This window comes from Virgibacillus dokdonensis, from assembly GCF_900166595.1.
Taxonomy (GTDB): domain Bacteria; phylum Bacillota; class Bacilli; order Bacillales; family Amphibacillaceae; genus Virgibacillus; species Virgibacillus dokdonensis.
Genome location: NZ_LT745763.1, coordinates 2,130,333 through 2,156,215, shown reverse-complemented (window position 1 = coordinate 2,156,215; position 25,883 = coordinate 2,130,333). Strand labels below are relative to the sequence as shown.

General features: G+C 34.8%; 26 protein-coding genes. 21 read left to right on the top strand and 5 right to left on the bottom strand.

Features of this window, described 5'->3' with window-relative positions:
- The first annotated feature begins 195 nt into the window (after nucleotides 1-195).
- The 6 genes from sirA (at nucleotide 196) to B2C77_RS11660 (ending at nucleotide 4,639) form a co-directional block, all read left to right on the top strand.
- Nucleotides 196-648: a sporulation inhibitor of replication protein SirA gene (sirA, locus tag B2C77_RS11685; protein ID WP_077703851.1), complete on the top strand. Its 453-nt coding sequence runs from the start codon at nucleotides 196-198 to the stop codon at nucleotides 646-648.
- A 52-nt stretch (nucleotides 649-700) separates the two neighbouring features.
- Nucleotides 701-922, top strand: coding sequence for a YneF family protein (locus B2C77_RS11680; RefSeq protein WP_050352841.1), 222 nt, complete (start codon nucleotides 701-703; stop codon nucleotides 920-922).
- 1,510 nt (nucleotides 923-2,432) lie between these two features.
- Entirely contained in the window at nucleotides 2,433-3,137 is a 705-nt protein-coding gene (locus B2C77_RS11675; protein WP_077703849.1) for a cytochrome c biogenesis CcdA family protein, read from the top strand.
- A 64-nt stretch (nucleotides 3,138-3,201) separates the two neighbouring features.
- Nucleotides 3,202-3,630, top strand: coding sequence for a Na(+)/H(+) antiporter subunit B (locus B2C77_RS11670; protein WP_077703846.1), 429 nt, complete (start codon nucleotides 3,202-3,204; stop codon nucleotides 3,628-3,630).
- Between the two features lie 17 nt (nucleotides 3,631-3,647).
- Entirely contained in the window at nucleotides 3,648-4,019 is a 372-nt protein-coding gene (locus tag B2C77_RS11665) for a response regulator (protein WP_077703843.1), read from the top strand.
- Nucleotides 4,020-4,156: 137 nt separating this feature from the next.
- The gene (locus tag B2C77_RS11660) at nucleotides 4,157-4,639 is read left to right on the top strand and encodes a CcdC family protein (protein WP_077706896.1); all 483 of its coding nucleotides are present in this window, start codon (nucleotides 4,157-4,159) and stop codon (nucleotides 4,637-4,639) included.
- 259 nt (nucleotides 4,640-4,898) lie between these two features.
- On the opposite strand, the gene B2C77_RS11655 is transcribed toward B2C77_RS11660, so the two are convergent.
- Nucleotides 4,899-5,375: a DUF2621 family protein gene (locus B2C77_RS11655; RefSeq protein WP_077703840.1), complete on the bottom strand. Its 477-nt coding sequence runs from the start codon at nucleotides 5,373-5,375 to the stop codon at nucleotides 4,899-4,901.
- Nucleotides 5,376-5,616: 241 nt separating this feature from the next.
- Between B2C77_RS11655 and B2C77_RS11650 the strand changes: the two genes are divergently transcribed.
- The 7 genes from B2C77_RS11650 to B2C77_RS11620 all read left to right on the top strand — a co-directional run bounded on the left by B2C77_RS11650 (nucleotide 5,617) and on the right by B2C77_RS11620 (nucleotide 12,494).
- Nucleotides 5,617-6,732 (top strand): ATP-binding protein, encoded by a 1,116-nt coding sequence (locus B2C77_RS11650; RefSeq protein ID WP_077703837.1) that lies wholly within the window; start codon nucleotides 5,617-5,619, stop codon nucleotides 6,730-6,732.
- A gap of 255 nt (nucleotides 6,733-6,987) precedes the next feature.
- Entirely contained in the window at nucleotides 6,988-9,702 is a 2,715-nt protein-coding gene (gene acnA, locus B2C77_RS11645) for an aconitate hydratase AcnA (protein WP_077703834.1), read from the top strand.
- A gap of 537 nt (nucleotides 9,703-10,239) precedes the next feature.
- Nucleotides 10,240-10,821 carry a TlpA disulfide reductase family protein gene (locus B2C77_RS11640; RefSeq protein ID WP_077703831.1) on the top strand — a complete coding sequence of 194 codons (582 nt, stop codon included), beginning with the start codon at nucleotides 10,240-10,242 and terminating at the stop codon, nucleotides 10,819-10,821.
- Between the two features lie 89 nt (nucleotides 10,822-10,910).
- Nucleotides 10,911-11,096 carry an FbpB family small basic protein gene (locus tag B2C77_RS22370; RefSeq protein ID WP_077703828.1) on the top strand — a complete coding sequence of 62 codons (186 nt, stop codon included), beginning with the start codon at nucleotides 10,911-10,913 and terminating at the stop codon, nucleotides 11,094-11,096.
- A 130-nt stretch (nucleotides 11,097-11,226) separates the two neighbouring features.
- Nucleotides 11,227-11,451, top strand: coding sequence for a small acid-soluble spore protein Tlp (gene tlp, locus B2C77_RS11630; RefSeq protein WP_077703825.1), 225 nt, complete (start codon nucleotides 11,227-11,229; stop codon nucleotides 11,449-11,451).
- 313 nt (nucleotides 11,452-11,764) lie between these two features.
- Nucleotides 11,765-12,208 (top strand): acyl-CoA thioesterase, encoded by a 444-nt coding sequence (locus B2C77_RS11625; RefSeq protein ID WP_077703822.1) that lies wholly within the window; start codon nucleotides 11,765-11,767, stop codon nucleotides 12,206-12,208.
- Entirely contained in the window at nucleotides 12,192-12,494 is a 303-nt protein-coding gene (locus B2C77_RS11620) for a hypothetical protein (protein ID WP_077703819.1), read from the top strand. The genes B2C77_RS11625 and B2C77_RS11620 overlap by 17 nt, the downstream gene beginning before the upstream one ends.
- Before the next feature lie 111 nt (nucleotides 12,495-12,605).
- Here the strand turns inward: B2C77_RS11620 and B2C77_RS11615 are convergent, their stop codons facing one another.
- The 4 genes from B2C77_RS11615 to plsY form a co-directional block, all read right to left on the bottom strand.
- The gene (locus B2C77_RS11615) at nucleotides 12,606-12,905 is read right to left on the bottom strand and encodes a HesB/YadR/YfhF family protein (protein ID WP_077703816.1); all 300 of its coding nucleotides are present in this window, start codon (nucleotides 12,903-12,905) and stop codon (nucleotides 12,606-12,608) included.
- 15 nt (nucleotides 12,906-12,920) lie between these two features.
- Complete coding sequence (gene yidD / locus B2C77_RS11610; RefSeq protein ID WP_073004003.1) at nucleotides 12,921-13,145, bottom strand: membrane protein insertion efficiency factor YidD; 225 nt, start codon at nucleotides 13,143-13,145, stop codon at nucleotides 12,921-12,923.
- A 17-nt stretch (nucleotides 13,146-13,162) separates the two neighbouring features.
- Nucleotides 13,163-14,098 carry a GTP cyclohydrolase FolE2 gene (gene folE2 / locus B2C77_RS11605; protein WP_240458800.1) on the bottom strand — a complete coding sequence of 312 codons (936 nt, stop codon included), beginning with the start codon at nucleotides 14,096-14,098 and terminating at the stop codon, nucleotides 13,163-13,165.
- Between the two features lie 365 nt (nucleotides 14,099-14,463).
- Entirely contained in the window at nucleotides 14,464-15,045 is a 582-nt protein-coding gene (gene plsY / locus B2C77_RS11600) for a glycerol-3-phosphate 1-O-acyltransferase PlsY (protein WP_077703810.1), read from the bottom strand.
- Nucleotides 15,046-15,150: 105 nt separating this feature from the next.
- Between plsY and B2C77_RS21430 the strand changes: the two genes are divergently transcribed.
- From B2C77_RS21430 to B2C77_RS11565, 8 genes are all read left to right on the top strand, one after another.
- Complete coding sequence (locus tag B2C77_RS21430; protein ID WP_141130720.1) at nucleotides 15,151-15,333, top strand: hypothetical protein; 183 nt, start codon at nucleotides 15,151-15,153, stop codon at nucleotides 15,331-15,333.
- A 293-nt stretch (nucleotides 15,334-15,626) separates the two neighbouring features.
- A complete protein-coding gene (locus B2C77_RS11595; protein WP_077703807.1) occupies nucleotides 15,627-16,694 on the top strand; it encodes an ABC transporter ATP-binding protein in 1,068 nt (355 codons plus the stop codon).
- Entirely contained in the window at nucleotides 16,687-18,210 is a 1,524-nt protein-coding gene (locus B2C77_RS11590) for an ABC transporter permease/substrate-binding protein (protein WP_077703805.1), read from the top strand. Before B2C77_RS11595 ends, B2C77_RS11590 begins: the two co-directional genes overlap by 8 nt.
- 155 nt (nucleotides 18,211-18,365) lie before the next feature.
- Nucleotides 18,366-18,782, top strand: a complete 417-nt coding sequence (locus tag B2C77_RS11585; protein WP_077703802.1) for a CoA-binding protein — start codon at nucleotides 18,366-18,368, stop codon at nucleotides 18,780-18,782.
- A 587-nt stretch (nucleotides 18,783-19,369) separates the two neighbouring features.
- On the top strand, nucleotides 19,370-21,328 hold the full coding sequence (gene parE / locus B2C77_RS11580; RefSeq protein ID WP_077703799.1) for a DNA topoisomerase IV subunit B: 1,959 nt from the start codon (nucleotides 19,370-19,372) through the stop codon (nucleotides 21,326-21,328).
- A 19-nt stretch (nucleotides 21,329-21,347) separates the two neighbouring features.
- Nucleotides 21,348-23,801, top strand: coding sequence for a DNA topoisomerase IV subunit A (gene parC, locus B2C77_RS11575; RefSeq protein WP_077703796.1), 2,454 nt, complete (start codon nucleotides 21,348-21,350; stop codon nucleotides 23,799-23,801).
- A gap of 242 nt (nucleotides 23,802-24,043) precedes the next feature.
- Nucleotides 24,044-24,673 (top strand): TetR/AcrR family transcriptional regulator, encoded by a 630-nt coding sequence (locus B2C77_RS11570; RefSeq protein ID WP_077703793.1) that lies wholly within the window; start codon nucleotides 24,044-24,046, stop codon nucleotides 24,671-24,673.
- A 56-nt stretch (nucleotides 24,674-24,729) separates the two neighbouring features.
- Nucleotides 24,730-25,872, top strand: a complete 1,143-nt coding sequence (locus B2C77_RS11565) for an acyl-CoA dehydrogenase family protein (RefSeq protein WP_077703790.1) — start codon at nucleotides 24,730-24,732, stop codon at nucleotides 25,870-25,872.
- The last annotated feature ends 11 nt before the right edge of the window (nucleotides 25,873-25,883 follow it).

Below are 25,883 nucleotides of genomic sequence, written 5' to 3'. Positions count from 1 at the left end.
GCAACAGCCTCTTTTTTTACTCTAGTAAATAATTTTATTTATCTAAATCGAATATATTATAGTGATCGCCAAAGACAGACAAAAGAAGTGGTAATTTTCTTTAAAACCTGACAGTATTTTTAATTTGAAACACGTATAATAGGTGTATCTAATAAAATCCTGCATGATAGTAGGAAGATCGGAGAGATTATACCTATGCACATGTATTCTATATACCACTTAACTGAGGAAGTAGCTAAGAATTATTTCCATAAAAGTAGCTTATTATATCGGTTTTTTATGGAAATGAAATCTCAACCTAATCGTTCTGTTTTGCGCAGACAATTTGATTACATTACGTACCCTATTTGTTATAAAGGAATTTTGCTAACAATTCAACGTTTTAATTCTGCTAATTTATTTGTAAATATAGACAAGCATAAGGTTAGTATATATAATAAGAAGGCATGCATTTCTTTACATATTGGTGAAAAACAATTAAAATTTCATTGTGAAACGTTAGAAATTGCTGAGGAAATGCTATTTCCAATATTACGTAGTTATCAACCAATGCTTTTTGTCGTTGGCGATAATGTACAAAACTTTGGTTGGATAACACCAATTTTGGAATACAGTCAACCAGAACATAATGAGGCAATGTATTCCTAGTATTAATTTACTATACTGTTTTAAGAGACAACACGAAGGAGGAAAGCTTTACATGGACACAATATGGGTCGTATTAATCGCTGTAGCAGCGTTAATTATTGGTGTTGCTCTTGGATTCTTTCTTGCAAGAAAATATATGATGAATTACATGAAAAAGAATCCACCGATTAATGAGCAAATGTTACGAACATTAATGATGCAAATGGGTCAAAAACCTTCCCAAAAGAAAATTAATCAAATGATGCGTGCAATGAACAATCAGTCCGGGAAATAAAAACGTTGATATACCAAGGGTTCTAGCGGTTTTAGACGTTGTTATTCATTATCAAAAAGTGTGTTTGATTAATTTTATTAGCACTTTTAGTATTATTTTGGGTTAAAATTCCTTAAAACCACTTATTTCTGTGAAAAATTAAGCAGAAAAGGTGGTTTTTTAATATGACTCTTTACTAAATGTAGTAGTGTCCTCTATTGAAACGCAATGGAGTTCCTACAGTGTGCAAAAAATACACTTATTCTCCCTCTCTTTGTTATCCTAAAGTAAAAGTAGCAGAATTACTTTAGGTTGGGAAAATAGATAAATGGATAAAAACAAGTGATGAGAAGAAATTGGAGGAATGTTGGAATGGATGCGTGTTTCCAATATGGATGAATAGGCATTTCACCACGTAAGAAAAACGTTTTTACGTTGGGAACAAGAGATCTTACAATCTTTCATGGCTCCGTTATACCAAAGGCATCAACAATACAGTAAAGATTTTAAAGCGAGATTCACTTGGCACAAGAAACTTTGAACGTTTGAAGCATGAAATTTTATGGCAGCAAGAGGTGAAAAAGGTTCTATTTTGAGATACTCATTGCAGGGGAAATATTGCTAGACTCCTGTGGAAAAACGAGCGACCGAGATCGCACAGCGAGCTTTAAGAGGAGGATCGGGCGTTCGAAAAGCGAGTATATTTTCCTCTGCTACCTAAGAAAAAGTGATATTTTATGAAAAACGAGCTTTTAACAAGGGAAGACGACGTGAACATCATACCAGTCCATTTTACAGAGCTTCTTTAAGTTCGTATTGAGTTGCGGGACTCACCGAGCTAAACTTTGTGAAGTTTATTTTGACACTTAATTAAATAGGATTTCCTTTAAAGTTTCTTTGTTTTAAAATTAGCAATTGTTTTACGGACTCTTTTGTTGTGAACATAATAGTTTTCTTGGTTAAGATAATCTAGGAACCATTGTTTCTTTTTTAAGTACTTTAAGTTTTCTAATATATCTCCTCGTAATTTCTAAGTGATGGAGAATATAAATTGAACAACTATAGCAAAAATCAACAAATAAAATAAATTTTTCATAACTCCTCTCTGACTCTTTGCATTATATTATATTAATAAATTGCGTTCTTAGTGTTCAAGTTTATTTATGAGAAATTACCCTATATAAAATACGTTTAAACAAATGATTAGTTTCATTGAAGTTTTTATTAGAAGGATGATAAAAGGTTTTTAAGCGATACAAAACGGTGCCATTTAAAGCACAATATGTTCATTATGCATTGATATCATTAGCATCCTCTCTTCTGCTAAATTCTTTCTGATGAGTCTATATAATTTAATAATTAAGTAATACAGGTGATTGAGTAATCTATAAGCTCATAGAAGATTGGTTAAAATTTCATGAATAATTATGGTTTTTAAACGTTTTCACTTAATTGTCAAAAATGTTTGCTAGACATCAATTGCCAGTTTGATACAATAGACACATTGATTAGTAATAGAGGAGGTATACCTTTGTCGGAAATAAATATATTCATAGCTTTTGGAGCAGGTTTTCTCTCCTTTATATCCCCGTGTGTATTACCTTTATATCCAGCATTTTTATCCTATATTACAGGTATGAGCGTAAATGAGTTAGCTGAGGACAATAAAATGATGAATGCAAAAAGCATATTTCATACGGTGTTCTTCTTGTTAGGATTTTCTGCCGTATTTATTATGATGGGATTTGTAAGTTCAGGTATATCGGAATTTTTGCTTTTGTACCAAGATATAATTCGGCAAATTGGTGCTATAGTGATCGTGTTTTTTGGTTTAGTTATCGTTGGTATACTAAATTTTGATTTTTTAATGAAAGATCGAAAAATAAATTTTAAAAATCGCCCTGCAGGATTTATTGGCACATTTATTATCGGTCTAGCATTTTCCTTAGGATGGACGCCATGTACTGGCCCGATTTTAGGGATCGTATTATCATTAGCTGCCACAGAGCCTAATACCGGCATGATGATGATGATTGGATACATACTTGGTTTTTCAGTACCTTTCTTCGTACTATCATTTTTTATTGGTAAATTAAAATGGATAAAAAAGCACAGCTTAAAACTTGTTAAAATTGGTGGCTATGTCATGATTTTTATGGGGATCGCTTTGTTTTTTGATTGGATGACCGCGCTAACTTCATATCTAGCAGGATTATTTGGTTTTTATGGCTTCTAATGGATTTTTAACTTGTGATATATTACAATAAAAACTATAACTGCTATATAAAGGGGCAATACAAATGTACAAAACGAATGATCTTATTTTACGAACCACTGCATCTTTAATTGCCTTTATTCTACTGGGTTTTGCAGTGTATTTGTTATTGGCTGGACACAATTCTCCTGGTGGTGGATTTGTTGGAGGCCTTATGACTGCTGGTGCTATTCTTTTAATGAATATGTCCTACGGGTTTAAAGAAGTAAGAAAGGTGTTACCAATTAATTATGTGAAATTAATTCCTGCTGGCTTAGCAATCGCTGTTGGCACAGGTATTGGTTCTTTTCTTTTTCAACAGCCTTTTTTATCCCAAACCTATGGTTATTTTCACTTTCCTATATTTGGTGAAATTGAGTTAGCTACAGCCATGATATTTGATTTGGGTGTATACTTAACAGTTGTAGGTGTAATGATGACAATTATTTTATCAATTGCTAATGATACGGAGTAGTGAGGGGGAAATGTGGCATGGCAAAAATACTTGTAGTCGATGACGCTAATTTTTTGCGGGCTGCACTCGCTTCGATTCTAAAAAAGAAAAATCATGAAATTGTTGGAGAAGCAGAAAACGGCAAAGAAGCTGTGCGACTATATCAAGAATTGGAGCCAGATATTGTAATTATGGATATAACAATGCCTGTAATGAACGGTATTGAAGCTATGAAAAAGATTATTGAATTAGATCCTAAAGCTTCCGTAATTATGTGTTCGGCAATGGGGCAACAAAAGGTAGTTTTTGAAGCGATAGAGCTTGGGGCAAAGGATTTCATTGTTAAGCCATTTGACGATAATCGAGTCCACGATACCATTGAGCGTGTAATACATTTAAAAACGTATTAACACCACGTGACACTTGTTTCTTAATTATTAAATAATTTCCAAATGACGCTTTGTTTATTCGTCTATTACTTTTCCTCTCCATGTCACACGTAAACAAGTAAATTATTTAGGTTATGATGGGAGAAAGTGAATTGCACATGTTTTGGTTTATTGCAAGTACAGTTGGGGCAGCTATAATGGCAACTTCTATGATTTTTCTTCGATTAAAAGCAGCAAAAAGGCCGGCTTCTGTTAAGAAAATCATTCTACCACCACTTTTTATGAGTACTGGAGCGCTAATGTTTTTGTTTCCTATGTTTCAAATTAGTTGGTATCAAGTTTTAGAAGCTTTTAGTGTAGGTGTATTATGCTCCTTCTTTTTAATTAAGACATCCAAGTTTCAAATTCGGAATCAAGCGATTTATTTAATTCCGTCTAAAGCATTTGCTTTTATACTATTTAGTCTATTGTTATTCCGTATTGTTGTTAAGCTTGCTATAGGAAGTCATATATCTCTTGGTGAAACTAGTGGTATGTTTTTCCTATTAGCTTTTGGGATGATTTTTACTTGGCGCATAGCGATGCTTTATAAATATTTACAGTTGGCTAAGGAATTAAAAACTAAATTAAATAATTTTTAATCACAGATCACTATAGCCGTTATTTTCACTTAACTAATTTAATTTCAAATAAATTTTAGAAAGACTTGGCTATTGCCAAAGCCTTATGACGATAGCTCTAGTTTTTCTTATACTATAAACCCTGAAATTCTATATTTTCCAGTGTAAAAAACCGATCTTCCTCTTTATTGAAGGATAAGTCGGTTTTTTCCATTATAAGAGATTTATGGATAGTATTATGATAGATTTATTTCAAAACCATTAAGATAAATTTATATGGTTATAATTGATGTTTTTTCTTCCAATCCGAATTGTAATCATTATTGGATTGTTGAAAGAAATGTTCATAAGGTGCAGTATCAATTTGTTTTTCAGCTAATTTTTTTCGTAAAAATTTATGATCACGTTTGGGGGTAGCAATTATATACCCTTCAATTAATACATCTTGTGTAATTTTTTGTCTGCTTTTTGCTAAGGCAACTTCTCCAACTTTCCCGATAATCTTATGTCTTGCAACATCACGGAATAGTTCAGGAACAGGAGAAACCAACTCTTCTAAAAGTTGCTTTTCTTCATCATCCCACATATGTTTTGTTTTATTTACAAAATAAGTTTCCCAGTCCATTGTCGATTTTCCATCTTCCTTTGGCAATCGTTTAAGAAATTTACGAAACATGAAGTAACCGCCAATAGCCATAATTGCAATCATAAAAAAACCCCAAAAAATAATTAAGTAATCAACAAAAACCGACATCATACTCCTCCTCCCCTTCTTTTTTCCAAAATTTCGCAAGAATTTGACAAAATATTTAACTATTTAATTTATTTTTTCATTCACTTATAGTAATATTACTAATAATTGGATGTTTAAATACACGGTCAATTTCATTATAAGCTGAAAAATATATGGAAACAAGCGTCATACTATTAAAATTGAAGTCATATAATTATGTAACAGAAAGGAATTGTTGATATTTGCAAAAGAAGGGGGAAATATGATGAGGTACGAAAAAGAGATAGGAAATACCGATGAAACTATTCATTTAGCTGAACTGGAACAGATGCAAAGGGATAATCCTCAATTGTCGTCTCTATCGACATCTATGCTCACTTGGATAGAAGAAAATTGCCATGATATTATTTCCGTTTTGAATGAGGACGGTTTGTTTGTCTATACTTCCAAATCTGTCGAGCGTATTCTTGGCTATCATCCATCCCAATTAATCGGAAAACCATGGTATACATTTGTATCTACAGAAGATATTGACTATATTAAAGAAAATTGTGACCGTTCTCCAGCGCTAAAGCGTTTTTATCAACTGAATGTTTTAAATAGTGCTGGAGAAGCCATTTGGTCATCTTGTACACTGACTAAAATGAAAGAAAAAGATACAGGCAGAACTTACTATCTTTCCATTATAGCAGATAAGCGAGATAAGAAAGAAGTAGAAGAAATAATGATTCAATCAGAGAAAATGTCTGTAGCTGGTCAATTAGCTGCAGGTGTTGCTCACGAGATTCGTAACCCTCTAACATCTTTAAAAGGTTTCTTGCAGTTACTGCAAGCGGGTGTACGGAAAGAAGAATATTACAATATTATGATAGAAGAAATAGAGAAAATGGAAACGATCACCTCAGAGTTGTTATTTATTTCTAAGCCATTAACTGAAACGAAGAAATTAGAATCAATTGATTCAATGATTCGTGATGTAATTGTATTGCTTGGGCCTCAAGCAAAAATGAAAGGAATCTTTATTGAATACGGTGGCTCAGAAAAAGATAAAATTTACTGTGATCGTTCACAGATTAAACAAGTATTAATTAACTTAATTAAAAATGCTATTGAGGCTATGGAACAGGGAGGAAGTATTCGAATCGTAACTAGTTCTTCCGACTCTCATGTAGATGTGTGCATTATTGATGAAGGACCTGGAATACCGCAAGAAATAATACATAAATTAGGTGAGCCTTTTTTCACTACAAAACAAAGTGGTACAGGACTGGGACTTATGATTACAAAACAAATTTTAGAAAGACATCAAGCGTTTTTAGAGGTAAAAGCAAATGAACAGATTGGTAGCACATTCAGGATTATTTTCCCAATACCAGCATGATTTTAAATAAGTCAGAGTATAAAAATTGAAAGCATAGAAGTGATCGTATAAACAAGTGATTGGAATAATATTATTTTATATAAGTTTTTCTTATCGATATGCATAATTTTTTACTATAAGCTTAAGAGGGTTGAATGGTTTGTTTTAAGTTGGTTTTTCTTATAAGATAGAGACAGTGAAAGGTTTTATATTGTAGATGTAATAACAAACGCTGTATTTTGATACGGCGAGCATGAAGAAGGAAGGGGTACACACATGGGGAAGAGCAATACATTAAATGCAAAAAAGCAATTTAAACTCAATGACAAAACGTACAATTATTATGAACTAAAAGCTTTAGAAGAAGCTGGTTTTGGAAAAGTAGCACGATTACCTTTTTCAATACGTGTGCTGTTAGAATCTTTAATTCGTCAACATGATGGGCATCAAATTAAAGACGAACATGTAGAAAGATTAGCAAAATGGGGGACAAAAGAGGGCGTAGGAGTAGATGTGCCTTTCAAACCATCCCGTGTTATTTTGCAAGACTTCACTGGTGTCCCAGCCGTAGTCGATCTTGCTTCACTAAGAAAGGCTATGGTAGATATGGGAGGAGAGCCTGGAGAAATCAATCCTGAAGTACCTGTAGACTTAGTTATTGATCACTCTGTACAAGTAGATCAATATGGTACTGCAAATGCACTAAAAGCTAATATGGAATTGGAATTTGAACGAAATGCAGAGCGTTATGAATTTTTAAACTGGGCACAAAAAGCATTTAATAATTACCGTGCAGTTCCACCTGCAACCGGGATTGTTCACCAAGTGAACTTGGAATATATAGCTAATGTCGTTCATGGTATAGAAAATGAAAATGGCGAATATGAGGCGTTTCCTGATACATTAGTAGGTACTGATTCACATACTACGATGATAAATGGTCTAGGAGTATTAGGATGGGGCGTGGGAGGTATTGAAGCAGAAGCAGGTATGCTTGGGCAACCTTCGTACTTTCCTGCACCTGATGTAATTGGTGTGAAATTTACAGGTAGTTTTCCAAATGGCACTACAGCGACTGATTTAGCATTAAAAGTTACACAAGTGTTACGTGAAAAAAATGTGGTAGGTAAATTTGTAGAATATTTTGGTCCAGGTCTAAAAGATATGCCATTAGCTGACCGAGCAACGATCTCAAACATGGCGCCAGAATATGGTGCTACTTGCGGGTTCTTCCCAGTTGATGAAGAATCATTAAACTATTTAAAATTAACAGGTAGGACTCAAGAACAGATTGATCTTGTAGAAAAATACTGTAAATTAAATAACCTCTGGTATTCACCAGATCAAGAAGATCCAAATTATACAGAAATTGTAGAAATTAATTTATCCAAATTAGAACCAAATCTATCCGGGCCGAAACGTCCGCAAGATCTCATTTCTTTATCTAATATGAAAAAAGAGTTTAATAAAGCAATAACAGCACCAGCTGGAAATCAAGGTTTTGGATTAGATAAATCTGAATTTGATAAAAAAGCTGTTGTCGAACACCCTAATGGAAAATCTTCTGTAATGAAAACAGGTGCGCTTGCAATTGCAGCAATTACATCTTGCACGAATACGTCAAATCCTTATGTAATGTTAGGGGCAGGGTTGCTTGCGAAAAATGCTGTGGAAAAAGGTTTAGAAGTTCCGGAGTATGTAAAAACTTCGCTTGCACCTGGATCAAAAGTAGTTACACGGTATTTGGAAGATGCAGGTCTAACTCCATACTTGGATAAACTAGGTTTTAACTTAGTTGGGTATGGTTGTACTACTTGTATTGGTAACTCAGGGCCTCTACGTGAAGAAATCGAACAAGCAATTATTGAAAACGATTTGACCGTAGCTTCTGTGTTATCTGGAAACCGTAACTTCGAAGGACGTATCCATCCGTTGGTAAAAGCTAACTATTTAGCTTCACCACCATTGGTTGTTGCTTATGCACTTGCAGGTACAGTTGATATTGATTTGAAAAAAGATGCATTAGGAACAGATAAAGACGGAAATCCAGTATACATGAGTGACATTTGGCCTTCTATGGAAGATATTAAAAAACAAGTAGAAGCAGTTGTCCAACCAGAAATTTTCCGCAAAGAGTACGAAGATGTATTTAGTTCCAATGAGCGTTGGAATCAAATTGATACTACAGATGAACCACTGTTTGAGTGGGATAGTGAGTCTACGTATATTCAAAATCCTCCATTTTTTGAAGGGTTATCGAAAGAACCAGGTACTGTAGAGCCTTTACAGAATTTGCGAGTTGTTGGGAAGTTTGGTGATTCTGTTACAACAGATCATATTTCACCAGCTGGAGCAATTGCAAAAGATATGCCGGCAGGAAAATATTTGCAGGATAAAGGTGTGTCACCTCGTAATTTCAACTCATATGGTTCACGTCGTGGAAATCATGAAGTGATGATGCGTGGTACCTTTGCAAATATTCGAATCCGTAACTTAATTGCACCAGGAACAGAAGGTGGATTTACAACATACTGGCCAACAGAAGAAGTTGTGCCAATCTATGATGCTGCCATGAAGTATCAAGAAGAAGATACTGGTCTTATGGTGATTGCAGGTAAAGACTATGGAATGGGCTCTTCTAGAGATTGGGCTGCAAAAGGAACAAATTTATTAGGAATCAAAACAGTTATTGCTGAAAGCTTTGAGCGCATCCATCGGTCAAACTTGGTTATGATGGGAGTTCTTCCTTTACAATTTAAGCAAGGAGAAAACGCTGATAAATTTGGCTTAACTGGAAAGGAAACCTATCATGTGGCAGTAGATGAAAGCGTAAAACCTCATGATTTGGTTAAAGTAACAGCAGTTGATGAATCTGGTAAACAAGTAGAATTTGAAGCTATTGCTCGCTTTGACAGTGATGTAGAAATTGATTATTATAGACACGGTGGTATTTTGCAAATGGTGTTACGTAGCAAGCTAAGCGTTATTTAACAAAGAACAAGAGGAGATTGAGATCTCTGCCTATTTATTGGCAGAGATCTTTTTTAATAAGGTAAGAAACAACCATGGCTCGCCAAGAGTGCGAGCCACCATCTATCATGAAAAAACTTTTGCTTTAAAATGTTTAGTTTCTTAAAATACTGTCTAAAATAAATGAATTAGATAAGTGTAAAAAGAGTTGTTTTTTCATATAAAATTATAAAGTGAGGTGCTAGTAGATAAGGAAATAACTGAACAGCCATGTCGGGCTCCATCGCCCAGCAACTAAGTGACTTCACGAATCGCCCTACGATATCATCATCTGTTTTTGTGGCATGATTTCTTTATCTTTAGTTGATTCGTTCATAATATTTCTCGTTTTTCCTGTAGTATAAAAATATCACGTGTCTTTATATTCTAAAGATGTTAAAATGGGTTTTAGTTGACTATACAATTATTTAAGATTTTTATTAAATAATAGTTATTGGTAAACGATACATATAGCCGGTGATAGATAATGAATATGAAAAAGGACAAGGGGAAATTTTTATGTTAAAGAGGATAGTAGGAATTTCAATCATTATTGCCTTAGCTGGCGGTGTGTTATTTAATTACGTACAGCAAAAGAAAGAATCGGAAACAACAAAAGAAAATGCATACAACGTAACTGGAGATACAGAAGGTGGAATGATTTCTTCGGTCAAAAATCCACTTGACGTCGGCGAGACTGCTCCAGATTTTTCACTAAATACATTGGGTGAAAAGAAATTACAACTCTCAGAATTACAAGGGAAAAAGGTAATACTAAATTTTTGGGCAACATGGTGTCCTCCTTGTCGTAAGGAAATGCCCGCCATGCAAGAGTTTTATGATCATTTTAAAGATGAAGTAGAGGTAGTAGCTATCAATTTAACAAAGAGTGAAAGCAAAAAGGAAGATGTCGCGGCTTATATTGAGAAATATGACTATACATACCCAATTCCTCTAGATGAAAAAGCGGAAGTTAGAAGTGCCTATAAGGTTGTAGCTGTACCAACCACTTATTTTATTGATCAGGAAGGAAAGATTGCCAAAATACATCCAGGACCAATGGATTATCAATTTATGAAAAAAACGGTAGCAGATATGTAGGCCCAAGTACAGGGGGAAATTGCCTGTACTTCATATGTTTATTCCCGTCTATATATTGCTGTAATAAAAATAGTAATTCGGTGTATACAATGATTCTGAAATGGGTAACCTGTTTTAAAAAGGAGGAGATCCCCATTTCTCTTAAAAAAAACCGAACATTTAATGATTTGTTGCAGAAAAATCGCCAATCTATCTTAGAAGATCAACGTTTGATGGAAAAAATCGAAGAAAAAATAGAAGCAAAACATAAGCATATTCAACAAAAGAATGCATAAAAAGTCACGTAACCACTTTTTAAATGGTTACGTGACTTTTTTTAAAATAAATGGAAGAATGGTATAGATCTATTTTAACTAGGCAAACTATAAACGAACGGAAATATTAAATAGAAAAGGGGGCAGAGATATGTCAGATCAATATCGTCCTAAACCTGATGATCGAAGTGACAATGTAGAAAAACTGCAAGATATGGTCCAAGATACGATACAAAATATTGAAAAATCACATGAGACCATGCAATATTCTTCTGGTAAGGAGAAAGAAGCTATTCAAGAAAAGAATAAGCGAAGAGAACAAGCGATTGAAGGTATGCGCCAAGAAATTAAAGATGAATATAAAGACCAAAATTAATGTTACTTTCTTCCCCTCCCAAGTACAAATTGTTGTATTTGGGGGGAATACCTCGAATGTAAGACGTTGTAAGGCTCCCACTTTAAGATAACAAGTTTAAATGGTATCTTCAGCTAATACACTTATCCTATGAGATAATGCGTGAAGAATGGAAGGTGGCAAATTCACTTTATAGAATACTAAGTAGATTGATTCTAAACGAGTGTCCTTGATATTAAGCTTTGTTACATACGTTAAAACTTGCTAGAAGAAGGATTCTTGAAAATATGTTAAGCTATATAAAGAAATAGTTTTTAATAGGAGGAATCCTTCATTGTCAAGTATAAAAACACCAATCGCAGTACGTTATCAAGAAACAGATCAGATGGGAGTTGTATATCATGCTAATTATTTAGTGTGGTTTGAAATTGGAAGAACGAAATTTATTGAATCATTAGGGTTAAAATATACAGAAATGGAAGCACATCAAATCGTTTCGCCTGTCACTAACGCAAACATTCAATTTAAACACCCAATTCGTTACGGGGAACAAGTAACTGTTGAAACGTGGCTAGAATCTTATAATGGCATACGTACAGTCTACGGTTATTATATATTGAATGGGCAAGAGAAAGTTGCTGTTAGTGGGACAACGGAACATGTTATTGTGAATAAGCACACGTTTCGTCCGCTATCGCTGAAGAAGACCTTTCCAACCTGGCATCAAGCATATAAAAGTCAATTAAAAGGAGAAAAAGAAAGTGGCATTCGGCATTAGTCGTCAAGAATTAAAGTATTGGAAGCAAAAAGTAAGGGCAGGAGAAATTGCTTTTTTAACCCATTTTTGGTTGGATCATCGTTTTCCCAAATGTACAACAGTAACGAAAGCAGGTTGCAAAGATATACAAAAATTAATTGCTTGGGGAAAGAAGTACAATTTACAGCCAGAGTGGATTGATCAAAAGGCTGATTTTCCGCACTTTGATTTATTTGGAGAAAAGCAAAAATACATATTGGAAAAAGAAGACGAGTGGGACCAAATAGAACGATTCCAATTACTATAGTTCTTAAAACAGCTACAATTGCATAGAAAGTCTTCAACACTCACATGTTAAAAAATTGGAAATAAGTGTACTTTCTGTTTTCCTTTAAAGTATGAAAAAAGAGCTTATAATCTAAGCTCTTTTTTCATAAGAAATTTCTGGTTCTTGTTTTTTTCTGCTAAACTTAATTTTTAAATCATTATCTTCAAAGTACCATGCATCTTTTTCTTCGACATAAAAAGTAATGTTGTCTATTTCTTTAGCAGCATGTACCTCCTCAGGTGCATCCTTACTTACACCTAGTGAAAAACCTGGAATATTACCTCCAAATCCTCCATATCTGACAAAAAAGCGAATGTAATTGTCATTGTTTTCTAAATCTAACTCATGCTTATACCATTTCGCTGCTTCTTTACTTATCTGTATATCCATGGTGACAGCTCCTTTTCATTTCTTGTTCTTTTCAGGTACCAGATCAATGCCACCTGGATGAAAAGGGTGACATTTGCTAATTCGCTTTACTGTTAGATAGGTACCTTTAACAACACCAAATCGTTTGTAGGCTTCGAGTCCATATTCAGAGCAAGTAGGGAAAAATCGGCAACTCGGCGGTTTAAAAGGACTGATAGCAGTACGGTAAAATTTTATCAAACCGATAAAGATATACTTCATAATAACCCTTCTTTATCTCAAATACCCTTGGTCTTATCATAAGTGATTTCAGCAATCGCATCGTGCATATGAATAGATTCTTCATTTTGGCAAGTTACTTTAAACTTTTCAATAAATGGCGTTTCATATAAATCAGCAGCTATTAAACGAACCATATCTTCGACAAAACGCGGATTTTCATATGCTTGTTCTGTAACAAATTTTTCATCCGTTCGTTTTAAGATAGGATGTAATCGAGCGCTTGCGTTACTTTCTGCTGCTTCAAGCAAGACTTTTTTCCAATCAAGATCTTCTTCTTGATAATCATCACTAACTCTTATTTCCATTGTAACATTACCACGCTGATTATGAGCGCTATATTCACTTATTTCTTTAGAGCAAGGGCATAGTGTAGTAATGGATACACCTAAAGATAATTGAATATGGAATCCTTTTGTTTCATGGTATTCCATTTTAATACTAGCATTAGCGTGATTTAAGCCAATAAGACTTGTGTCAGGGGCTTGTCTTTCAAAAAACCAAGGGAAGCTTACTTCTATTGTTGCATCTTGTTGTTCAACTCTTTTGGCCATATCTTTTGTGAACTTCTTTAATAATTCTAGGTCCGTAGAGAACCCATTTTTTTGGTAACTTGCTAGTTGTTCAATAAAGCGACTCATGTTTGTGCCTTTGTTCGTTTGTTTTAAGCTGGAAGTGAATGTGAATTCTGCGACACTTGTTTGTGTGTACGGTGGCATGAAACTATATATCAAAATAGGGTGTTTTACCTTTGTAACCCCAACCGCATCTAGATCAAATAAAAAATCTTTTTTTGTATTCTGTAAATCCGCCATATGCATTTTATCAACAGGTTTTGTTTTTGGGGCAGGTTTTACAGAACCAAATAGTTGATGGCGCTTTTCTTTAGAAGGTAATTGTTTTACTGGAAAAGCCTTTGCTTGATGTTTCATCATATTGCCCCCTTTCTCTATATTGTTAAAGTATACGTTACGACGTAATGATAATCAATTTTTAGGTTCTATTTCTTATTAAGAGTTTTTTTGCTGCAACAAGTTTAATTAAAAGTAAGTAAATGCCCTCCTTTATGTCTCAATAAAGCAAGGGCACCATCTATTTTGAAAAGTTTCACAAAAATACTCTATGACAAAAAACGATAACTTTTGCATAAACAGTAATGACATGCTAAAGTCTTTTAAACAAAATAAAATGCATTTTTCAAAGTAACTACAAAGAAACGTTATTTTTTCAAGTTCTAGCTATAGTTTTCTCGTTATGAATTGTAACAAAGTATAGTGCATTAGATAATCATGTTATGTAGCTACATCCACGTAATTTTTGGCTCTGTTTTGTTCTTTATTCGCTTTAAATTTTCCCGATGTCTATATATCACGAAAATAGTTAATAGTGACGTAACGATAATTAATCCTGTATTTTGAAAAACAAAAGAAAGAATAACTGTTATGACTCCAGTAATAATGGAGGAAAGCGACACATATTTAGAAATATACAAGCTAATAATGAAAGTTGATATCATCAATAAAAATAATAGTGGATTAATACCTAAAATGATTCCTGCAGACGTTGCAACCGCTTTTCCACCTTTCATTTTAGCAAAAATCGGGTATGTGTGACCAATAACGGCGAACAGTCCAATAATAAGTCTGTGTACATCAGCGTCAAATATTAGGGGGATGAGTGTTGCTGCAGTCCCTTTTAAAATGTCAGCTAAAGTTACAATGATTCCAGCTTTTATACCTAATACACGAAAGGTGTTAGTTGCCCCTAAATTTCCGCTTCCATGCTGCCGTACATCTTTGTTATATCCAACCTTACCAACAATAAGCGCTGAAGGGATTGAACCAAGTAAATAGGCTATAAAAGCAAACAGAATAAATTCCATATTTTATTTCCCCTACTTTCCGTATATGATGTTAATTATTCCAGATATAGGGTGCTGCAAGACTCCCAACTTCAAAACTCAGAAGATACGGCTAAACAAGTATGAGTGGAGATAACAGCACCTAAATTCCATGTTCGTTTAGAGCCCTTAGGACATATCCTTGGACTACTAAATAAATTGAAGATTTTACCGCACTACAATTATTACAACGAAGTATATTATAGTGGTTATGATGAATACCATGCAAACTTGCAAAATTTATTAGTGCTGTTCTTTATTTTAGCATGAAGTTTAGAAATTAAGAACAGTTAATTCATATACTAGGTTTCTTCGTTTTGTATAAGGGGTATTACATAAGCATTGAAATTTTTATTTAAACAATCATATGATTGTATACTGCTATATGGTATTGTTTGTGTTTGAGGCTCGCTTTAAAAGATGACAGCATTCATACTACAATAATTATAACCAGTAGACAACTAGACAGGTTATAACTAGCTAAACGAAAAATCCAGCTAAGAAAGAGGAACCCTTCTAACTGAACGTAGATCACAGTTATTATATATATGGAGGCTTGTTTTATGATTGAATTTAACCAAGTTTACAAAACATATCCAGATGGAACAGAAGCTGTAAAAGATATTTCTTTTCAAGTCGAAAAAGGAGAATTTATTACTTTAATTGGCCCAAGTGGTTGTGGTAAAACAACAACAATTAAAATGGTTAATCGACTAATGGAACCAACTTCAGGTGACATTTACATAAAAGGAGAAAATATTAGGGCATTTCCAATTGACCAGTTACGGTGGAATATTGGTTACGTACTACAAGAAATAGCTTTATTTCCTCATATGACCATAGAAGAAAATATCGCAGTTGTTCCTGAATTAAAAAAATGGGATCGACGACGAATTCGAAATCGATCTAAGGAACTATTAGAGATGGTCGGTCTTGATCCATCCATGTATAAGAAAAAACTGCCAGTCGAACTTTCTGGTGGTCAGCAACAGCGTATTGGAGTTATTCGTGCTTTGGCAGGTGATCCGGATATTATATTGATGGATGAGCCATTTAGTGCCTTAGATCCGATCAGTAGGCAGCAATTGCAAACAGATATCCAAAGATTACAACAAGAAGTGAAAAAAACCATTTTGTTTGTTACCCATGATATAAAAGAAGCAATGGCATTAGGGGATCGTGTTTGTTTAATGAATGAAGGGGAAATTGTACAGTTTGATACACCAGACAATCTCGTACGTCACCCGAAAACTACATTTGTAAAAGAATTCACTGGTAAAAGTCAGTCACCTTGGGAGACACCTGTGGAAACAATTGCTTCTTCTGCAAGAAAACATATATTAAGCCGAACTGCTTTGAAACAAGGAGAATATGATCCTAACCTACTATATATAATAGAGGATGAAAATAATAATTATGTTGGTATGGTGAAACAAGGTAGGACGATGGAAGGCATACAACTACAACATAATCTTCCTTTATCAGAGGTGGTCCATATGACAGAAGAAGTAGACCAAGATTTCTTCCCAATAGTAAAAGAAAATAAACTTGTTGGAGTGTTTCAATTTAGAGATATGGTTGCGTATTTAAAAGATCAGTCCCTGTTTGCAGGGGGATCAGAAGATGAATGAGTTTATAAACGCATTTCAAAACCGACAAGGAATGCTTGCTGAAACTATTTGGGAGCATTTGCAAATATCACTTATTTCTTTAATTATTGCTATTTTAATTGCCGTTCCTTTAGGGCTCTTGTTAACAAGATTTCCTAAAATAGCTGAACCGGTCATAGGTCTTACAGCTATTTTACAGACTATTCCAAGTTTAGCGGTGTTAGCATTTTTAATTCCTTTTTTCGGTATTGGAACGCTACCAGCTGTTATCGCTTTAACTGCTTACGGTTTACTGCCAATTTTACGAAATAGTTATACTGGGATTAAAGAAGTAGAGCAAGCTTATATTGAAGCAGCAACTGGCATGGGGATGAATTCTTATAAGCGGTTAATAAAAGTTGAACTACCTATTGCGATGCCAGTATTAATGGCAGGAGTTCGGACATCTATGGTTTTAATTGTTGGAACAACTACATTAGCCGCTTTAATTGGAGCTGGCGGTTTAGGAGAAATTATTCTATTAGGCTTAGACCGTGGAGCTGATGTTAATTTAATTTTATTAGGAGCTATACCTGCCGCTTTACTTGCAATTGCACTCGATGTCATTTTACGGTGGTTTGAACGAGTTTCTAAGAAAGCAGGCATTAAAACGCTGTTAGTTATGTTACTACTTGCTATATGTATTGTTATCGCTCCATTCGTTATCGAAACGGAAGAAAAGGAAGACATCGTGATCGGTGGGAAATTAGGGGCTGAGCCCACTATTTTAATGAATATGTACAAGCTCTTAATAGAAGAGGGAATGGATTTAAACGTTACCCTAAAGCCAAATCTTGGAAAAACAGCATTTGTGTTTGAGGCATTGGAACAAGGAAGTATTGATGTTTATCCTGAATTTACAGGAACAGCCATTGTTACTCATTTAGAGGAAGAGACAACTAGCCAAAATGAACTAGAAGTGTATCAACAAGCCAAAGATGGAATGGAAGAGGCATTTGATATGGCATATTTACAGCCGATGGATTATAATAATACGTACACCGTTGCAACGACAAAAGAAATAGCTGATCAATATAACTTGCAAACAATGGAAGACATTAAACAAGTAGAAGAACAGTTGATTGCAGGATTTACATTGGAATTTAAGGACAGATACGATGGATATGTTGGAATGCAGGATGTTTATGAGCTGGACATTGCAGATGTTAACACAATGGATCCTGGTTTGCGACAGGAAGCATTAACATCGGGTGAAGTTGATCTCATTGATGCATATGCAACAGATAGTTACATGGAAGAGCTTGGTTTAGTTGCTTTAGAAGATACGAAAAATTTATTTCCTCCTTATCAAGGTGCACCTCTTTTACGTAACGATACTTTAGAAAAACAACCTGGACTAGAGCAAGTTTTAAATCAGCTTGGAGGTAAAATAACGGATCAACAAATGAGGGAAATGAATTATCTAGTGGACTATGAAGATCAGTCACCTGAAAAAGTTGCTAAAGATTTTTTAACAGATCAGGGATTATTACAATAACGGGAAGCCTCTCGCCTAATTGTCTGCATCACTAAGGTGTGACTTAAAGAATGCTTACAAAGAAGACCATTTAGGTGCTGTTACCTCTTCATTTCTCGTCTCAGCAGGAATCTTATAGCAACTTATTTTTGGGATAAAATGAAGGAGGTCATTATATGACTTGGGAAAACCCAACAAATGAAGAACTGAAGCAGATTCTAGCTACCGCTAAAACAATTGCCGTTGTTGGATTATCCAATAATCCAGAACGAACATCTTACCAAATTGCTAAGATTATGCAACAAGAAGGGTATAAAATCATTCCTGTAAACCCCACTGTAGAGGAAGTTCTTGGGGAAAAAGCCTATACGTCGTTGTCAGAAGTACCTGATTCAATAGATATTATTAATGTGTTTCGCAAACCAGAATTTTTACCTGAAATTGCAGAACAAGCTGTAAAAACAAGTTGTAGGGTTTTTTGGGCTCAACAAGGTATTGTTAATGAAGAAGCATATCATTACTTAAAGCGTCATGGCTTTACTGTTATTATGGACTTATGTATTAAAGTAGTCCATGCTGTGTTGGTGAAATAATAGGTAGAATAAAAGGGTGACAACAACATGTCATCCTTTTGTTTGTGTAAAGTCTTTTTTTACTAAGGGCAAAAAGACTTTGTTCTCTAAAGATGATCGTACAACTTATAAGCGAAGGAAGAATAAGGGGAATAATCTCTCTCCATAGCATTTTAATATATACTTAATTTTATATTAACGAGTGGGACAAAAACCTCGTCAATGATTGAAAGGGACAGCGATTTAGCATGTTTAAATGAGAGTCATTCTTGCAATATGAGCAACTTGTCTCTATAGTATAATAAGTAACGGGGCTTAAAATAGGAAGATGGAAGGCAGTTAAAATCATGAATGCTTCATAGCAACGAATTAACCGTTACATTAAAATAAGAGTAGTTTTCCCAACTTTTATTATGGAGTAATAAATTTATAGATATGTTCAAATTGAAATGTTATTTCTAACTCTTTTCTCTAATTACAATAGAAGTGTGCTATTTATAATATAGTATGAAAAGACTATTTACCAGCGAAGTAACTTCTTTCTTCTTTACATATGCAAACGTTCGTTCTAATATAGTACATACAGAAATGAAAGGAGCAGGTACGGCGTGACAAAACAAGCTAATTCATATAGTGATGACTCGATTCAAGTGCTAGAAGGCCTTGAGGCTGTACGAAAACGACCTGGAATGTATATTGGAAGTACAGATCTTCGAGGATTGCATCATCTTGTATTTGAAATAGTAGATAATGCGGTAGATGAGGCCTTGGCTGGATTTGGCGATGTCATTAAAGTAATGATACATAAGGATAATAGCATTTCCGTAACAGATTATGGACGAGGAATACCTACAGGCATGCATCGTTCAGGAAAACCAACTCCTGAAGTTATTTTTACGATTTTACATGCAGGAGGTAAATTCGGGCAAGGCGGTTATAAAACCAGTGGGGGTTTACATGGAGTTGGTGCTTCAGTAGTAAATGCTTTGTCAGAATGGCTTGAAGTAACGATTCATCGAGATGGGCATAAATATTTTCAGCGATTTGAAAATGGAGGTAAACGTGTTGGAACGTTGGAGAAAAAAGGAACGACGAAGTTAACTGGTTCGACCATTCATTTTAAACCTGACCCTACTATTTTTACTTCTACAGTTTATGATTTTGAGACACTATCAGAGCGATTACGAGAAGCAGCCTTTTTATTAAAAGGTCTAACTATTGAATTACATGATGTAAGATATCATCAAGTAGAGAAATACCAATTTCCAGATGGCTTAAAAGCGTTTGTAAATTATTTAAATGAGGAAAAGGATACACTTCATCCGGTTGTAGCTTTTGAAGGTGAACAACAAGGTATTGAGGTTGATTTTGCGTTTCAGTTTAATGATGGCTTTGCAGAGAGTATGCTTTCGTTTGTTAATCATGTTCGTACGAAAGATGGTGGGACGCATGAATCTGGGGCTCGAACGGCAATTACAAGAACGTTTAACGATTATGCAAAGCGGACAGAACTGTTAAAAGAAAAAGATAAAAATTTAGAAGGTACAGATATACGTGAAGGATTTACATCCATCGTCTCGGTACGTGTGCCTGAAGATAAATTACAATTTGAAGGTCAGACGAAAGGGAAATTAGGTACTCCTGAAGCAAGATCTGTAGTAGATGCCGTTGTTTCTGGAAAATTGACTTTTTTCCTTGAAGAAAACCCAGATATCGCCAATTTGCTGATTAAAAAAGCGATAAAAGCAAAGGAAGCGAGAGAGGCAGCTCGAAAAGCAAGGGAAGAAGCAAGAACAGGAAAAAAGCGAAAAAAGAGAGAAACCCTGCTTAGCGGAAAGCTTACTCCTGCTCAATCAAAAAATGCAAAACGAAATGAATTATACCTTGTAGAGGGAGATTCAGCAGGAGGCTCTGCCAAGCAAGGAAGAGACCGCAAGTTTCAAGCAGTACTTCCATTACGGGGGAAAGTAATTAATACAGAAAAAGCTAAACTGGAAGATGTTTTTAAGAATGAAGAAATCTCAACGATTATCCATACAATTGGTGCTGGTGTAGGCGGTGACTTCGATTTAGAGGATGTTCAATATGATAAAGTTATTATCATGACTGACGCAGACACGGATGGAGCACATATTCAAGTTTTATTGCTCACATTTTTTTACCGCTATATGCGCCCGCTTGTAGAAGCTGGAAAAGTCTATATTGCACTTCCCCCTTTATATCAAATTGCTAAAGGGAAAGGAAAAAAGAGACAAGTAGCCTATGCGTGGGATGAACAAGAAATGAAACGAGTCGCTCAAGAATTTAAAAATGGCTATTCATTACAACGCTATAAAGGTTTAGGAGAAATGAATGCAGATCAACTTTGGGAGACAACCATGAACCCTGAATCCCGAACGTTAATTCGTGTTACTATTGATGATTTAGCACGTGCTGAACGTAGAGTAACAACATTGATGGGGGATAAAGTAGAACCACGAAGAAAATGGATTGAAGGCAATGTTGAATTCGGTTTGGATGAGGATTCCAATATTTTAGAAAATGATAAAATTTATACAGATGAATAAATTTTAAGGAGGGCTCGGTTTGACTCAACCAGGAACATTTTTAGACCTTCCCTTAGAAGAAGTAATAGGCGATCGATTTGGAAGGTATAGTAAATATATTATTCAGGATAGAGCGTTACCTGATGCTAGAGATGGTTTAAAACCAGTACAACGTAGAATCCTTTACGCTATGCATGAAGAAAAAAATACACATGATAAAAATTTTCGAAAATCGGCAAAAACAGTAGGTACAGTAATCGGTAATTATCATCCACATGGCGATTCCTCGGTTTATGAGGCTATGGTTCGACTTAGTCAAGATTGGAAAGTAAGAAACGTTTTAGTTGAAATGCATGGAAATAATGGAAGTATTGATGGCGATCCACCTGCTGCCATGCGTTATACGGAAGCTAGATTGTCTAGCATCGCTTCTGAGCTACTGAGAGATATTGATAAAGATACCGTTGATTTTATTTCTAATTTTGATGATACCGATACAGAGCCCGTTGTTTTACCAGCAAAGTTTCCTAATTTGCTCGTAAATGGGTCAACTGGAATTTCTGCTGGATATGCAACAGATATACCACCGCATAATTTAGCAGAGGTGTTAGATGCCGTTATTCTTAAAATTGATAAGCCTACTGTTACTACGGAAGAATTAATGAAGGTTATAAAAGGGCCTGATTTTCCTACCGGAGGGATTATCCAAGGTTTTGATGGAATAAAAAAAGCGTATGAAACAGGTCGCGGAAGAATTGTAGTTCGTGGGAAAACAAGCATTGAAAGCCTACGGGGAAACCGTGAACAGATTATTATTGATGAAATCCCTTATGAAGTCAATAAAGCGAATATGGTTAAGAAAATGGATGAATTGCGCATTGACCGAAAAGTAGAAGGGATTGCTGAAGTTCGCGATGAGACAGATCGTACAGGATTACGAATTGTCATTGAATTAAAAAAAGACGTAAATGCAGAAGGTGTTTTAAATTATTTATTTAAAAATACAGACTTACAAGTAACCTATCATTTTAATATGGTTGCTATACAAGATAAAACACCTAAACAATTATCGTTAAACCAATTATTAGAGTCGTATATTGCCCATCAAAAAGAAGTCGTAACGAGGCAAACAGCTTTTGATCTAAAAAAAGCGAAAGATCGTGCTCATATCGTTGAAGGTTTGATTAAAGCTATCTCTATTCTTGATGAAATAATTCAAACGATCCGTTCATCCAAAGATAAACAGGATGCAAAGCAACGCCTTATCGCGACCTATTCCTTTACAGAAGCACAAGCTGAAGCCATTGTTACTTTGCAGTTATATAGATTAACAAATACAGATATTACTTCATTAGAGCAAGAGGCAAATGCTTTACAAGAACGAATTAAGGAATTGGAGCTTATTTTAGGCAGTGAAAAGGAACTTTTAAAAACAATTAAAAAAGACTTAAGGAAAATAAAAAAGACATATGCGACGCCACGTTTAACAGTTATTGAGGCTGAGATTGAAGAACTGAAAATTGATATTGAAGTGATGGTTGCAAGTGAAGATGTACTATTGTCAGTGACGAGAGATGGTTATATAAAACGGACGAGTTTACGTTCTTATAGTGCTTCCAACGGGGAAGATTTCGCTATGAAAGAAGAAGATCATCTAATTCGCTTGATAGAACTAAATACAACGGATAAAGTTCTCTTGTTCACAAATAAAGGTAGGTATATTTATTTACCTGTACATGAGTTACCGGATATTCGCTGGAAAGATATTGGACAGCATTTATCTAATATCGTAACCTTAGAAAAAGAAGAAAAAGTAATTGAATGTTTACCTATACGTCAATTTCATGAAGGTTGCTATTTATTGTTTTTTACCAAAAATGGTATGGTCAAAAGAAGCCAATTCCATCTTTATGAAGCACAAAGATATGCAAAGCCATTGATTGCACTTAACTTGAAAGATGGTGACGAAGTAATTAATGTCCATTTAACAGATGGAAATCAAGATGTATTTGTTGCTTCAGACAAAGGATATGGATTATGGTATCACGAATCCGAAATTTCAGTTGTTGGCCAACGTGCTGCTGGAGTAAAAGCAATGCAGTTAAAAAATGATGAACATGTAGTTAGTGGTCAAATATTTGATGATTTATCAGAGCCTTCTTTAGTTGTTTTAACGCAGCGCGGCGCTTGCAAGCGGATGAAGTTAAATATGTTTGAGAAAACAAGTCGAGCTAAAAGAGGTTTACAAATGCTTCGTGAACTGAAAAGTAAACCACATCGAATACGAGGCTTCTTTCTCGTTAACGAACAAGATACAATTCAATTTAAAACAAAAGATGAAGAAGTACATCACGTATTCCCATTAGAACTATCCAATAGTGATCGGTACAGTAACGGATCATTTATTATAGATGCTGATATTCATGGAGAAATTATCGAGGCATGGAAACAAGTCCAATATGAGCAGCCATTTGCAAATTCATCGGAAACTTAATCGTACATCATTTATTTTCTTTTGAACATAACAGCTAAACCGAACCAGTAGATCGTAAATGCTGGTTCGGTTTTTAAATAACTTAAATTCAGGGTGTTTGTATTACTTATAAAATGCTTATATTGTTTCAATTCCATGATTTCCTCATTGTTGATTTGTTGTCAAATTATATTTGATTCGTATAAACACTTTAAATTTTCAGCTAACTATGATAATGTAAACGTATACAAAAGGAAGGAGGGATAAGGACGGATTTACGAGAAAAGATTATTCAAACTTCATTACTGTTATTTGAAAAGAAAGGGTTTCATGGTGTAACGGTAAATGAAATTGTTAAGGATGTAGAAACGTCTAAAGGCGGCTTTTATCATCATTTTACTTCTAAGGAAGAATTGCTTTACGTCATTCATGATATATTTATTAGCTATGTATTGGAAAAAGCGGAAGCTGCAAATAGCAGTCATACTTCTCCAACAGATAAGCTGCAAGCGATTATTAAGGATTTTGTGAAAGTATTTGATATTTATAAACCGCATATTTCCGTTTTTTATCAGGAAAGTATCTATTTGAAGCCAGAATATGAATCTTTAATTAAACAAAAAAGAGACCAGTTTAAACAGTTGATTTTTGATACAATTGCTGAAGGTCAAGCAGATGGAGAATTTCGTGATGATTTACCTGTTGAAATAGCAGGAATGGCCATTTTAGGGATGGTGAATTGGACGTATAAGTGGTATCAGCCTACGGGGAAGAATACAATTGATGAAATTAGCGACATATTTATTGATCTTATTTTACAATCTATCATACCAAAAGAGATTGAATTAGGTGAGGAAAAAAGAGGACGTTATGGTTCCGACACTTCTCGATAAAAGAAATGCCAAATACAGACCAACCAGTCGGTCTAGTCCAACAAAGGGGGATGCTCATGAATTTTTCGTTTACCGAAGAACAAACAATGGTGAAAAATATGGTGCGGGATTTTGCTGAATCTGTCATCAAACCACGAGCAATTGAAATTGATAAAACAGCTTCTTTTCCAATTGATATTTTTAAACAAATAGGTGAGCTGGGATTGTTAGGGATCCCATTTCCTGAAAAATATGGTGGTTCTGGGGGAGATACAATTTCATATGCTTTAGCAGTGGAGGAAATTGGCCGCGTTTGTGGAAGCACAGGCTTAAGTTATGCAGCAGCTGTTTCATTAGGTGCTAGTCCGATTTATTATTTTGGAACAGAAGCACAAAAACAACAATATTTAGTCCCACTTGCTGAAGGTAGTACATTAGGGGCGTTTGGCTTAACCGAACCAAATGCTGGGTCAGATGCTGGGGGAACAAAGACGACAGCAGTAGTGGAAGGTGACGAATATGTTATAAATGGAGAAAAATGTTATATTACAAACGCAAGCTACGCTAAAACGATTATTGTAACCGCTGTAACAGGAAAAGATGATCGAGGGAAAAATATTATTTCTGCTATTATTGTTCCTACGCATACAGAAGGGCTCACGATTACAAGCAGTTATGACAAAATGGGTGTTCGTGGATCAGATACATCTGAAGTTTTATTGGATAATGTACGCGTTCCTACAGAAAATCTATTAGGGAATCCAAAAAAAGGATTTAAACAATTCCTATATACTTTAGATGGTGGCCGCATATCTATAGCTGCTCTCGGTGTAGGGATTGCTCAAGCCTCATTGGAGAAAGCGCTAACCTATGCAAAAGAACGAAAACAATTTGGTAAATCTATATCCGATTTTCAGGCGATTCAATTTAAGTTAGCTGATATGGCAATGGAAGTGGAGTTAGCTAGAAATATGGTACATAAAGCTGCCTGGTTAAAAGATAAAGACAAAGCATTTGGGAAAGAAGCTACTTATGCAAAGTTATATGCTACTGAAACTGCTTTTCGTTCAGCGAATCAAGCGATTCAGATTCATGGCGGTTATGGATATATGCGTGAATATGAAGTAGAACGCTATTTGCGCGATGCGAAATTACTTGAAATCGGAGAGGGTACTTCAGAAATTCAACGCTTAGTTATTGCTAGACACTTAGGTTGTTAATGGATCAAAAG